This window comes from Empedobacter sp. ULE_I140 (assembly GCF_053482575.1).
Genome location: NZ_JBQMTX010000001.1, coordinates 2,721,945 through 2,735,591, shown reverse-complemented (window position 1 = coordinate 2,735,591; position 13,647 = coordinate 2,721,945). Strand labels below are relative to the sequence as shown.

Annotated in this window: 11 protein-coding genes; 6 read left to right on the top strand and 5 right to left on the bottom strand. The window is 31.4% G+C overall.

Annotation, left to right across the window (positions count from 1 at the left end):
* The first annotated feature begins 2 nt into the window (after positions 1 to 2).
* The 6 genes from sppA to rodA all read left to right on the top strand — a co-directional run bounded on the left by sppA (position 3) and on the right by rodA (position 7,748).
* Positions 3 to 1,688: a signal peptide peptidase SppA gene (gene sppA, locus ACTS9J_RS13230; RefSeq protein WP_448353313.1), complete on the top strand. Its 1,686-nt coding sequence runs from the start codon at positions 3 to 5 to the stop codon at positions 1,686 to 1,688.
* A gap of 168 nt (positions 1,689 to 1,856) precedes the next feature.
* A complete protein-coding gene (locus tag ACTS9J_RS13225; RefSeq protein WP_038331974.1) occupies positions 1,857 to 2,882 on the top strand; it encodes a rod shape-determining protein in 1,026 nt (341 codons plus the stop codon).
* 14 nt (positions 2,883 to 2,896) lie between these two features.
* Positions 2,897 to 3,748 carry a rod shape-determining protein MreC gene (gene mreC, locus ACTS9J_RS13220; RefSeq protein ID WP_038331976.1) on the top strand — a complete coding sequence of 284 codons (852 nt, stop codon included), beginning with the start codon at positions 2,897 to 2,899 and terminating at the stop codon, positions 3,746 to 3,748.
* On the top strand, positions 3,738 to 4,253 hold the full coding sequence (mreD, locus tag ACTS9J_RS13215; protein WP_291048795.1) for a rod shape-determining protein MreD: 516 nt from the start codon (positions 3,738 to 3,740) through the stop codon (positions 4,251 to 4,253). The genes mreC and mreD overlap by 11 nt, the downstream gene beginning before the upstream one ends.
* Positions 4,250 to 6,235, top strand: coding sequence for a penicillin-binding protein 2 (gene mrdA / locus ACTS9J_RS13210; protein WP_280062860.1), 1,986 nt, complete (start codon positions 4,250 to 4,252; stop codon positions 6,233 to 6,235). Before mreD ends, mrdA begins: the two co-directional genes overlap by 4 nt.
* Complete coding sequence (gene rodA, locus ACTS9J_RS13205; protein ID WP_448353312.1) at positions 6,204 to 7,748, top strand: rod shape-determining protein RodA; 1,545 nt, start codon at positions 6,204 to 6,206, stop codon at positions 7,746 to 7,748. Before mrdA ends, rodA begins: the two co-directional genes overlap by 32 nt.
* A gap of 58 nt (positions 7,749 to 7,806) precedes the next feature.
* Here the strand turns inward: rodA and ACTS9J_RS13200 are convergent, their stop codons facing one another.
* From ACTS9J_RS13200 to clpP, 5 genes are all read right to left on the bottom strand, one after another.
* Entirely contained in the window at positions 7,807 to 9,102 is a 1,296-nt protein-coding gene (locus tag ACTS9J_RS13200; protein WP_448353311.1) for a TlpA family protein disulfide reductase, read from the bottom strand.
* 60 nt (positions 9,103 to 9,162) lie between these two features.
* Positions 9,163 to 9,408, bottom strand: a complete 246-nt coding sequence (locus tag ACTS9J_RS13195) for a hypothetical protein (protein ID WP_313360158.1) — start codon at positions 9,406 to 9,408, stop codon at positions 9,163 to 9,165.
* Positions 9,409 to 9,415: 7 nt separating this feature from the next.
* The gene (locus tag ACTS9J_RS13190; RefSeq protein ID WP_312350939.1) at positions 9,416 to 11,488 is read right to left on the bottom strand and encodes a T9SS type A sorting domain-containing protein; all 2,073 of its coding nucleotides are present in this window, start codon (positions 11,486 to 11,488) and stop codon (positions 9,416 to 9,418) included.
* A 63-nt stretch (positions 11,489 to 11,551) separates the two neighbouring features.
* Positions 11,552 to 12,700, bottom strand: coding sequence for an ATP-dependent Clp protease ATP-binding subunit ClpX (gene clpX, locus ACTS9J_RS13185; protein ID WP_115001489.1), 1,149 nt, complete (start codon positions 12,698 to 12,700; stop codon positions 11,552 to 11,554).
* Between the two features lie 238 nt (positions 12,701 to 12,938).
* A complete protein-coding gene (gene clpP, locus ACTS9J_RS13180; protein ID WP_115001487.1) occupies positions 12,939 to 13,604 on the bottom strand; it encodes an ATP-dependent Clp endopeptidase proteolytic subunit ClpP in 666 nt (221 codons plus the stop codon).
* Positions 13,605 to 13,647 lie beyond the last annotated feature (43 nt).

Here is a 13,647-nt window from a genome sequence, read left to right as displayed (position 1 = left end):
TTTTGATATTTGTTTCAGCATTATCTGCTCCAACAAAAAGTGTAAAAGACGGTTCTGTTTTAGAAATTTCGTTAGAAGATCCGATTATGGAAAGTGATATGGATCGTTCCGTTTCTATTTTTGATATGTCAGAAGATCCAAATGTTTTTTTACAAGATATTATTCATTCGATTGAAGAAGCGAAGAATGATGATAAAATAAAAGGAATTAGTTTAAAATTGGATAAATTTTCTGGTGGAGCTACACAAGCGACTGATATTCGTAATGCGTTAGAAGATTTTAAGAAATCTGGGAAATTTGTGTATTCATATTCTAATTCAGGAAGTCAGTTGTCATATTATATAAGTAGTGTCTCTGATAAAATTTATCAAAATCCTTTGGGAGGAACTTTATTGCAAGGTTTAAGTTCTAATATTATGTTCTTCAAGAATGCAGGAGATAAATATGGTGTAGATTTTCAGGTGATTCGTCATGGACAATTTAAGAGTGCGGTTGAGCCGTATTTGAGAACAAATATGTCTGATGAAAATCGTTTGCAATTATCAGAATTATTGAATGATGTTTGGGGTAATGTTTCAAACTCGATTACAAAATCGCGTAAAATTTCTCCTGAACAATTCACAACAGTTACAGACAGTTTGTATGCTTTTATTCCAGAAATAGGAAAAGAAAACAAGATTTATGATGTATTGGCGCAAGAAAATGAGTATCAAAAAATGTTATTCGCAAAACTTGGGTTGAAAGAAGAAAAATCAAAAACTGATTTTGAAGTTCTTGAAAAACATATCATAAAAGTGGAAGATTATTTCGAGACCTTATCAGATAAATCTGAAAAAGATAAAATTGCAGTCTTATATGCATCAGGAACAATTTCTGAAGGAGATGGTTTTGATGGTATTCAATCAAAAACTTATGTGGACGCGATTCGTAAAATCAGTCAAAACGATAAAATCAAAGCTTTAGTTTTACGTGTAAATTCTCCTGGAGGTAGCGCAAATGCATCAGAAGAAATTTTATATGAATTGATGCAATTGAAAACGAAAATGCCAATCGTAGTATCTTTTGGAGATGTTGCAGCATCTGGTGGATATTACATTGCACAAGCTTCTGACAAAATTTATGCTCAACCAAATACAATTACTGGTTCGATTGGAGTTTTCGGAATGATCCCAAATGCGCAAAAATTATTCAATAATTTTGGATTAGATTTTGACGAAGTAAAAACAAATGCAAACGCAGATCAGTTGAAAGATGTGATGACGCCAATGTCTGCAACGGCAAAAAATACAATGCAAAAATCGATTGTATTGATTTATGGAAAATTCGTAAATCACGTTGCAACAAATAGAAAATTAACATACGAGCAAGTTGATAAAATAGGTGAAGGACGTGTTTGGTCTGGAACTCGTGCAAAACAAATTGGTTTGGTAGATGATTTTGGGAGTTTAGATACAGCGATAAAAGAAGCTGCTAAATTGGCTAAAATTGAAAAATATTCGACAGAAAATTATCCAAAAAGAAAAGATTCTTTCGAAGAATTTATGGATAATCTTCAAGGAAAAAATACTGAGGCAGCAATTGCAAAAGAATTAGGTTCGGACGGAATCCGAATTTACAAAGAAATAAAGATGATGAATGAGCAAAAAGGTGTTCAAGTTAGGCTACCTTACGATATTCAAATTCAATAAAAATCATAAAAAAGGGTTAAAATATTTTTAACCCTTTTTTATTGTTAAAATCTTACTATTTTAGTAAAAATATTTAGATGATTAAAAAATTAAATTCTCTTTTATAATCATCTAAATTTATTATACTTTTGTACATTCATTTTTAATAATACTGAGACATAATCAACGATGGGATTATTTGATTTTTTCACGCAAGAAATTGCGATTGACTTGGGGACTGCTAACACTTTAATTATCCACAATAATAAAGTTGTAGTAGATAGTCCATCTATCGTCGCTATACATAGAAGAACAAATAAAGTTATTGCTGTTGGAGAACAAGCAAAACACATGCAAGGTAAAACGCATGATGATATAAAAACAATTCGTCCTTTGAAAGACGGAGTAATTGCAGATTTTGAAGCTTCAGAATTCATGTTGACAGAGTTCATCAAGAAAATTCCTGGAATTCAAGGAAAATTATTTTCACCTTCATTGCGAATGGTGATTTGTATTCCTTCTGGAATTACAGAAGTTGAAAAACGTGCCGTAAAAGATTCTTGTGCACGTGTTAATGCTAAAGATGTTCGTCTTATTTACGAACCAATGGCTGCTGCGATAGGAGTTGGAATTGATATCACTCAACCTAAGGGTAACATGATTATTGATATAGGTGGTGGTACAACTGAAATTGCTGTTGTTGCATTAGGTGGTATTGTTTGTGACAAATCTGTGAAAATTGCAGGTGATGTTTTTACAAATGATATTGCATATTACTTAAGAACCCATCATAATTTATATATCGGAGAAAGAACTGCCGAGCGTGTTAAAATTGAAGTTGGAGCTGCTGTAGAAGAATTAGAGCATGCACCAGATGATATGCCAGTACAAGGACGTGATTTGATTACAGGAAAACCAAAAGAAATTACTGTAAACTACCGCGAAATTGCACGTGCGTTAGATAAATCAATTTTACGTATCGAAGATGGTGTAATGGAAACGTTATCTCAAACTCCTCCAGAATTAGCTGCAGATATTTACAACACTGGTATCTATATGGCTGGTGGTGGAGCTATGTTGAGAGGTTTGGATCAACGTATTTCTAAAAAAACAGGTTTACCAGTTTTCTTGGCTGATGATCCTTTACGTGCTGTTGTTCGTGGAACAGGTATTGCACTTAAAAATATTGATAAATTCACTTTCTTAATGAAATAGAAGAGTAAAGAGCAATGCAATATATTCTGAATGCCATTAGAAGAAATGGAATGCTATTAATTTTTGTCTTTTTAGAGTTAATTGCGTTGTTTCTTGTCTTTAAGAAAAATATTTATCACGAAACTATTCTTGCCTCTGCAAGCACTTCGTTTACAGGTTATGTGGATGATAAAATTGCAAAGGTGACAAACTTTATTAATTTACCGAGTACCAACAAAGATTTGATGGACGAAAATGCCTTTTTGCGTGAGCAATTGGTGCATTTGGGGATTAAAGATGCGAAAACTAAAAAGTTTTACAAATCGGATACCTTAGGTTATCATCAAACGTATTCTTTTGTACCTGCTGAGATTGTTAATAACTCGATTATCAAAACGCAAAACCTTTTGACGATTGATAAAGGAACAAATGACGGAATAGAAAAAGGTGACGGAATCATTACAAATAATGGTGTAATTGGTATTGTAACTTTTGCAGGGAAAAATTATTCTCGTGCAATTTCGTTGTTAAACAAGGATATCAATATCAATGCACGTATCAAAGGAAATCAATATTTCGGGACAGTGAAATGGGATGGAAAAGATCCTCGTTTTGTCCAGTTATATGAAATTCCGAAATACATCGAAGTGAAAAAAGGTGATATCATCGAAACAGATGGTAAATCGCCAGTTTTCCCAGAAGGAATTATTATAGGTAAAGTTGTAAGCAAAGGAATTGACGAAACTGGAGAAATGAAAGTTCAAGTAAGATTGAAACAAGATTTCGCCAATTTAGCACAAGCTTATGTGGTTACAAACCTTAATAAAGTTGAAATTCAACAAGTAGAAAAATCAGATACAATAACAAGTCCAAAGAATGTTCAATAAAGATTTTTTAATCAATATTATCAAGATTATCGTTTTAGCTTTGTTACAAGTTTTTGTGTTCAATCACATCAACTTTTTAGGAAGTTATCAACCATATATCTATATTGTATTTGTATTATTTTATCCGCCTTATCAAAATAAATATGCCTTACTAATCTTATCATTTATGTTAGGATTAATGATAGATATTTTCGAATACACAGGAGGAATTCATGCTTTTGCATTAACACTTATCGCATTTCTTAGAAATCCAATCATCAAACTTTTGGCAGGAAAACAAGATTACGAAATGGAATTTTTCTCTTTCAATTCGTTCAGTTTTGCGCAATGGTTGTTTTATTTGATTATTCTAATTCTTGCACATCATATTATTTTATTACTTCTTGAGAATTTTAAACCATCAGGAATTGGATCTTTGATGCTAAAAGCATTAATCAATTCGGGAATAACTTTTGTGTTTGTCTTTATTTATAAAATTTTATTTAAAAATAAAGTTGGAGTATGAAAAAGTTGATGGTTGTTTATGCACTCATCCTGTTTATAGTGTTTCTATTTATAGGACGTTTGGCGTATTTGCAATTATTTACAGATCGTTATACGTTAAATGCATTTAATACTTCGATCAAACAAGAAATTATTTATCCTAATCGTGGTGATATTCTTGATCGAAACGGAAAATTGTTGGTGAGTAACACATATTCGTACGAATTAGACGTTATTCCAGGGAAATTAATTGACAGTTATGGAGAATATATGAATGGTTTTGATAAACCTAAATTCTCTAAAATGATTGGAATTTCTACACAACAATTTGATTCTATTTTAGATAAAATTGTTACTGCAAAAGATTACAAAAAATTATCTCCATATCCTTTTTTAAAGAATATTTCGCGCGAAAATTTTGCTCGTATGCAAGAGCAATTGTATCTGTATCCAGCGTTTAGTATCATCAAACGTCCTGAGCGTAAATACATGGTAAATTCTGCCGGGAATATATTGGGCTATATAAATGAGGCCAATCAAGCATATATCAAAACAGATTCTACCTATTATCAACCTGGAGATTTAGTAGGAATTGCTGGAGTTGAGAAATCGTATGAAAAAGATTTGCGTGGAGTAAAAGGTGTAAAAAACTGGATTGTAGATCGAACAATGAATGTTGTTGGTCCATATAAAAATGGTGACTATGATCGACCTGTAAAAAGTGGGAAAACAGTTCATTTGACAATTGATTATAGATTGCAAGAATTAGCAGAACAAATGCTTCAAAATAAGCGTGGAGCAATTGTCGCTCTTGATCCTAATAATGGTGAAATTTTGGCTTTAGCATCTGCTCCTACAATTAATCCAAATGATTATTTGAATACAAAGTTAAGAAGTTCATTAATCAACGATTCTATTGCTCGTCCAACTTATGATAGAGCTTTACAAGGAACTTATCCTCCAGGTTCTACATTCAAAATGGTAACGGCTTTGGCTGGTTTGCAAATGGGAACGATGACAGAAAAAACAACATATGTTTGTAAACACGGTTTCCGTTATGGACGTATGCACATTGGTTGTCACTGCGGAATGTATTATTCTCCACAAGGTTTAGAACATGCGATTGGAAAATCGTGTAACAACTTTTTCTCAGAGGCTTACCGAGATATTGTTCGTAAAGATCCGAATGATTATAGTGTCGGAATTAATGAATGGGCTTCTATCATGAATAGTTTCGGCTTAGGTAAATTTATGGGAACAGATTTACCTGTTGGTAGCAAAGGTCTTATTCCGACAGCCGAGTTTTACGACAATCGTTTTGGAGAAGGTGTTTGGAATCCTTATCGTATTATCTTTAATGGTATGGGACAAGGAGATATTAATACAACTCCGCTGCAAATGGCAAATTATACGGCGATTATTGCTAACAAAGGTTTTTTCTTTACACCACATATTGTACATAGTATTGATGGAAAACCATTGACGGATTCTACTTATATGGTGAAAAAAAATACATTGGTTGATCCAAAACATTTTGACATCATTCAACGCGGAATGCGTAATGTATTTACAATGGGTACTGGTCGTAGTTTCGAAACTAGTTTATTTACTCAAGCAGGTAAAACGGGAACTTCTCAGAACTCTCATGGACAAGATCACTCATTGTTTGTATTGTTTGCTCCGGCAGATAAACCAAAAATTGCGATTGCTGCAATTGTAGAGAATGGTTCTTGGGGTACAACTTATGCTGGACCAATGGCGAGTTTGATGGCTGAATTGTATGTAACAGATACAATAAAAAGAACTCCTTTATTGCAACGTATGAAAAATGGTAATCTACAAGGCGAATATCGTCGTCAATGGATAGATTATCTGAAAAGAAAAGGATTATACGTAGAACCTGTTAAAAAGGATTCGATCGGAAGTAAAATAGATAGTTTAAAATTAAAAAAAGATTCAACAAAACTAAAACATGAGCCAAAGCAGATTACTAAAAGGAATTGATTGGACCGTACTGATCCTTGGGTTTCTGATAGTAACTTTCGGGATTATGAATGTGTATAGTGTAAATCCAGATTTAGGTGTAAAACAGCTAATTTGGTTTGGACTTGGAATGGTGATGATATTGATTTTGATAATTGCGAGCGGAAACAATCGTAATTTCTTCGAAATTTATAGTCCTGTTTTTTACATTATTTCCCTCGTTTTGCTCGTCGGAGTTTTGATTGTTGGAAAAGAAATTAATGGTGCAAAAGCGTGGTATCGTTTTGGTCCTCTGAGTTTGCAACCAGCCGAATTTGCGAAGATTGGTACAGCTTTGTTGATTGCTAATTTTATCAATCATTCAAATGCAAATCTAAAAGACTTAGGTTTTATAGGAAAAATATTGTTGATTATCGCAATACCAGTAGTTTTAATCCTTCTTCAACCCGATTTAGGATCAGTAATTATTTTCTGTTCATTAAGTATTGCTTTATACAGAGAAGGGCTTAATCCATGGATAATTTTAGCGCCAATCATATTATTAATCATTTTCTTGATTTCGATTGTACAAATTCCTTTTTACGTTTTATTAGTTTTTGGATTTATAATTCTTACAATAGCTTTATTAATTTTAGCTTTCAATTATAATCAGAATGTAGTTGATGCAATGCATGGTGTTTTAATCGGTTTATCAATTTTCTTTTTATTATTGATTGGAATTTGTTATTTGGTTGAAGATTTATCAGAAACAACAAGAGAATCTTTCGGACATTTATTTCCAATGCGTTCTTTATTTTTCTCAGAACCGATATTTTTTAATACAACTTTCTTTGGTTTAATAGGATTCTTTATATCAATTATTCCAGTTTTAATTTTAAAATTAACCGAACAAAAAGAAATTAATGATTCACCATTCAAAACACAATCTGGATTAGCTGCAAATGTTCTGAATTTTAGTATTATTGCGTCTATTGTGTTGTTATTATTTGCAAGTACGGTTAGCTTTATTTCGCCTATTATTTTCGAAAAATTACCAAAACACCAAAAAGAACGTGTAATGGTTTTGTATGAAGGAGAAGCTAAATACCGCGATACTTCGGGATATAATTTGTTGTATGCAAAAACAGCGATAGGTTCGGGCGAATTATATGGAAAAGGATACAATCAAGGAACAATCAAAAAAGGTCGATTTGTACCAGAACAACAAACCGATTATATTTTTACAACAGTAGGAGAAGAGTGGGGATTCATTGGTAGTACAGCCTTGGTGATTGTTTATGCAGTTTTCGTAGGACGATTATTTTTCATAGCCGAAATCCAAAAAAATAGATTTGCACGATTTTATGGATATGCAGTCGCCTCTATTTTATTTTTCCACTTCTTTATCAATATTGCAATGGTAATTGGGCTTTTCCCAACGGTTGGTATTCCGTTACCGTTTTTCAGTTATGGAGGAAGTTCGTTATGGGGATTCACAATTCTGATTGGAATTTTCCTAATCATTCATTACAAGAATAGTCAAGGATTTATTTAGAATAATAATTCAATAAAATAAAAAAGCTACATTGATTTTCAATGTAGCTTTTTCGTTATTATTTAGATACTTCTAACTCAGAAATATGATGAACTTTCTTAATTAATTTATTGTCTTTATCAACCAAAATTAGAGTAGGAGTAGACTCTATTCCAAACTCAGCTGCGATTGGCGAATCCCATCTCAAAAGATCAGTATAATTGTACCAAGGTAAATCCTTTGTAGCGCTATTAAACGCTGTTTGATCGTAGTCTAAAGAAATGGCAACAATTTCTCCGCCTTTTGATTTAAAGTTCTTGTAAAACTCTTTAATATGCGGAATTTCTTGTTGACAAGCAGGACACCAAGAAGCCCAGAAAACAATTAATTTTTGATCTGCTTTGATATCATACAATGATTTTTTTCCATTAACAGGTTGAGGAAAGGTGATATTCGGAACTTTGCTTCCTGCTTGCATAGAAGCGCTTTGTCCTACTTTCTTTTTCAATTGATCTGTTACGTTAGAAGTCAAACCTTTTACTTTATCTACGTATTTTTTATGAAAATTTGCATATTCTTTTTCAGGAACAAAGTTTAAGATAGTCGTCAATACATTTTGACCTCTTGTAGTTTTGATATCTGTTTTAGCCAAAATTTCGTCTGTAGCAGCAATTAAATTTCCTTCAACATCTTGATTATTAGCAGCAGCTAATTTTCCATTAATATAAGCAAAAACTAAATCATTAAACATTCCAGATTGCTCCAATCGTACATCATCTTTTACAAAATGATTTACAATTTCATTTAGGGTTTCAGCATCTTTATTTGTTTGAGCTTTTTGTTTCAAATCATTCAACTCATTAATATAGGTAATTAATGGTGAAAAATTTTCGTTACGTTTCAACTCTTTTATACGCTTATCTTCTTTTACCATTGCTGTATAAAACTCGTCAGTCGGCTTATACATTTGCATTAAATAAGGAAAAACTTGATTCTGAATTTCATTTAATGGTTGAAGTGCTAAAACTTTATTGTATTCTTTTTGCGTATTTCCTTCTAAAATTTCAAGTTTAGTAGACATTTCTTGTCCGCTTACCGTTTTGAATTTTAGATTTTTGTTGTCAGTTAATAATGAAAGATTTTCTCCAGTTGGTAAATCAATACGTACAAAACCATTGTATGCTTTCGGAACTTTTACAGAGAAATTTCCATTGTTGTCAGTAATCGCATTGTTGATTAATTTCATTTCGGCATTCTCGAAAATCTTAACCAAAACAGGTTTGTTAGCATAATTTTCTATTTGTCCAGAAACGTTAAACTGTCCAAAAACAGAACTTCCTAAAACAACAAGCGGTAGTATAAATTTATTTTTCATAGTTTGTTTGATATAATAAAAAAACCTCAATCGAATAGATTGAGGTTTAAAAGTATGAATTTATTTTTTAATAATTTGTCTTTGTCTGTAGGAAAAATAGCCTGCAATTGTTACAGCTGTAACGATTAAAATAGGCGCATAATCATGAATCGGAACTTTTCTTCCTCCAGTTCCCCCTCCTTCTTCTTCACCACCACCAGAGCATTCAAAACCTGGTTCACAAGGCTCAGGTAAATTAGCAGCTTCTAATGTAGTAAAACTAAAAAATATTGTTATAATCAATATGTGTTTTAAAAAAAATTTCATAGTTAGGTTATTTGTTAATGGTTTTCTTCGTTACTACTTTACCATCTTTATATGTTATTTTAACAACATACATAGTAGGTATATTTGCTAGATTAAGTTTATAATCAGTATTTGTCATAATATTTGTTTTATAAAATATTTGACGTCCAGTTAAATCAAAAATTGAAATATCTGCTGTTGTATTTTTATCTTCAAATCTAACATACTGACTTCCATTATTTGTATAAAGAAAAGTAGCGTCAGTTCTAGTTAAATCACTTGTTCCTAACGTAGTTGGGAGTTCATTCCAATAAAACTCAAAACGTTCGTTAATTTTATCATCAGCAACAAAACTTAATTCAGTAGCCTCACTAACATCTATGGCTTTTTTTGTAACATTATCATATAAATAATACTTACCTAAGCTTAGGTTTTGTACTTTGTTTAAGATAGAATATTCATAAAGATTTAGGTTTAGTCGATAGTTTTTACCATTTTCTAAATTATAAAAACCTATTCTTAAAGGTTTACCAACATAATCTTCATTATTGAATTGATTAGTTAATGTTTGAGAATCTAACAATACATTTCCTTCTTTGTCTTCTTCATAGAAAAAAATAGGATTAGTAATTTTAGCAGGATTAGAAGAGCCTGTAGCCATAAAGTTAGCATTTAACAAATAGGCCGCATTTCCTTGTAATTGGTTATCTTTACTCAAATACAATTCCAATTGTGTAAAATCAAAATCTGTTACTAAACCATTTTCTTTTAATTCTTGATTATCAAGTAATGTGGTGTCTTGATTTGTTTGATTTTGTGAACTTCTACTATAAACAGGACTAGAAGTTCCTGTTGTGATAAAATTACTATTAAATGTTTTATTACTATCTTTAAGGTTTACATTAGCACTAACAATACGTCCTCCATTAACAGATGAATTAATAGCGTAATAGTCTACATAGAATGATTCATATGGTTTTACTAATAAAGCCTCAGGACTTCCTATCCAAAAATAATTATTATTTGATCCATTTTTTGATAAGTAAGCACTAAGTGCAGTTGTATTTCCTGTACTAGTATTTCCTGAATTACTATTCCATTTAATTATGTAATCATTAGCTACCTTGAATACTCTAAATCTTAATGCTCCCCAAGCATTTGCTGGTGATTGATTTGAGCCAGCAGTTGTAGCAAATGTAATCCATGAAGAATTAGTATTTACATTTGATAAATCTAAATTTGATGTAAATGGATTTGCTAGTCTATGTAAGTTTTTTCCAAAAAGTACATCAGTATCATATTTAGTTCCTGTTTGATTTCCTAAATAAGAATCATAAGACTCTGCATAATTATTGATTCTATTTTTCCAATCTTTCCAAGCAAGATTTGCAAAATCAGATGATTTTCCTTTTAATCCACTTTTTAGAGTATAATTTGTTTGATTGTTATTAGGAATACCAGCAAATACTAACGAATTAACAGCTCCTAAAGAATTAATTGTAGACTTTACATTAGTTCCATTTCTTAAATTTAATAAATATCTACGTTCTGGAGTAATAGTATGATTGTTATCAACAGCATCATATTCTGTTTCTTCTACATCCCATACAAAAAGAGACTGAGTATACCTTTTGTCTAAACCACAATCTACATTAATAGCACAATTTCCTGAAAAGAAATTACCTCCAGTCATAGAATTTATAACATCTTTTGCTAATGTGTTTTTGTATGGTAAAGAGATAATATATTCATCATTTGTTAAATCAGGAACAGATCTTTCAATAGCTACTTTTCCTGTAACACTACTAGCATCTTTAATGATTAATTGACCATAAGATGTTGAGCTAGTGTACTTGTTTACAAAGTTTTTTCCAGTTTCATTTACGTTTGTAAAACCACCTTGAATTTGGATATTCCCTTGATTAATTATTTTCTCAGTTGTAGCAGTTATTTGATCTGTACTAACATTTACATTTCCTCCGTTATAGAATAAAGTATTAGGATTAACTTTGACTATCACAGCGTCTTTGATATACGTATCTTGCGCAGAAGCGCTATATATCGCACCAAGTACGAATAAAGCAAGTAGATTCTTTTTCATAAATTATGTTATTTTTGGTAGGTTTCTATAAAAATATTTATTAATAAGTTACTATACAACAGATTATATTATAACTTTTTCTGGTAAATCTTTAATGTTATACATTAAATCAGTAAAGATTTCTTCCGTAACTGCTCGTAATCCTCGAGCTCCTAAACCCAGTTCATTGGCACGGTCTACAATTTTATTTAGGGTTTCGTCCGTCACTACAAGCTCTTTTCCGTCTAAGGCAAAAAGTTTTGTATATTGTTTCATCAGAGAGTTTTTTGGTTCTGTCAAAATAGCTCTCATTGCTTCTTTATCTAATGCTTTAAGATACGTAATAATTGGTAAACGTCCAATTAATTCTGGAATGATACCAAAGTTTTTCAAATCTTGTGCATTTACTTCATCCAAAAGATTTTCGATTTCTTTGTGATCTTCGTTCTTGAAACCAATTACGTGTTTCTTCAAACGATCTGCGATGTGTTTTTCTATTCCAGAAAAAGCTCCACCAGCCACAAATAAAATATCTTTTGTATTAACTTCTATAAATTTTTGATCAGGATGCTTACGTCCTCCTTTTGGTGGTACGTTAACAATAGTTCCTTCCAAAATTTTAAGTAAAGCTTGTTGTACTCCTTCACCAGAAACATCTCTTGTAATTGATGGATTATCACTTTTACGTGCTATTTTATCTACTTCATCAATAAAAACGATTCCTTTTTCGGCAAGCTCTACATTATAATCTGCAGATTGTAAAAGACGAGTCAAAATACTTTCTACATCTTCTCCTACATATCCAGCTTCTGTAAGTACAGTTGCATCAACGATTGCAAATGGAACATTCAATAACTTAGCAATTGTTTTTGCTAGTAATGTTTTTCCACTTCCTGTTTCTCCAACTAAAATAACGTTCGATTTGTCAATCTCTACATCATTTTCTTTATCTAATAATATTCTTTTATAGTGATTGTAAACAGCGACAGATAATATTTTTTTAGCCTGATCTTGACCAATAACGTAATCATCCAAAAATTCTTTAATTTCTTTAGGTGATTTTAAAGTTAATGGTTTTATCAAATCGTTATTTTCGTTAAATTTCGATTCTTCTAAAACTATACCATGAGCTTGTTCAATACAATTATCACAAATATTACCGTCGATTCCAGACACTAAAATATTTACTTCGTTTCTGCTTTTTCCGCAAAAAGAGCACTTATTTTCTTCCAATTTTCTATACTTAATTAAGATGCAAAGGTATTTATTTTCTTTTAGATAGAAAATATTTATTTGTTAATTTCTATCAGTATAAATTATGGTAAAATAAAGGATTAAATTATCCTATTTTAGACTATTGTTTTTTATGCTTCATTCTTATGATTTTACAAATTTTTAAGTATTTGTAAACGAAAAAAAGGATACTCAAAATTTTGAGTATCCTTTTTTTGTATTTGTATTGAATTTAAAATTATTTACGAGGCAATAAAACTTCGTCAATCATTCCATATTCTTTTGCTTCTGTAGACGTCATCCAGTAATCACGTTCACCATCTTTTTCGATTTGCTCGAAAGTTTGACCAGAATGAGTTGCAAGAATATCATATAATTCTTTTTTCAATTTCAAGATTTCCTTCAATGTAATTTCCATATCAGTTGCTTGTCCTTGAGCTCCTCCTAAAGGTTGGTGAATCATCACGCGAGAATGTTTAAGTGCCGAACGTTTTCCTGCTGCACCTGCACACAATAAAACTGCTCCCATAGAAGCTGCCATTCCTGTACAAATTGTTGCAACGTCAGGTTTTACTAACTGCATTGTGTCGTAAATTCCTAATCCTGCATAAACACCACCACCTGGTGAGTTAACATAAATCTGAATGTCTTTTGTCGCATCCACACTTTCTAAGAACAATAATTGCGCTTGAATAATATTGGCAATTTGATCATCGATACCTGTTCCTAAAAAGATGATTCTGTCCATCATCAAACGAGAGAAAACGTCCATTTGTGCAACGTTCAATTTTCTTTCTTCAACGATGTAAGGCGTTGTATTTTGGATGTAACTCTCCATATGTAAAGAGCTAATTCCTTTGTCTAACAGCGCATATTTTTTAAATTCTTCTCCTACGTTTTTCATTATTAAATTTAGATTTTAAATGAAAGGTATAAAGAATTTTTTA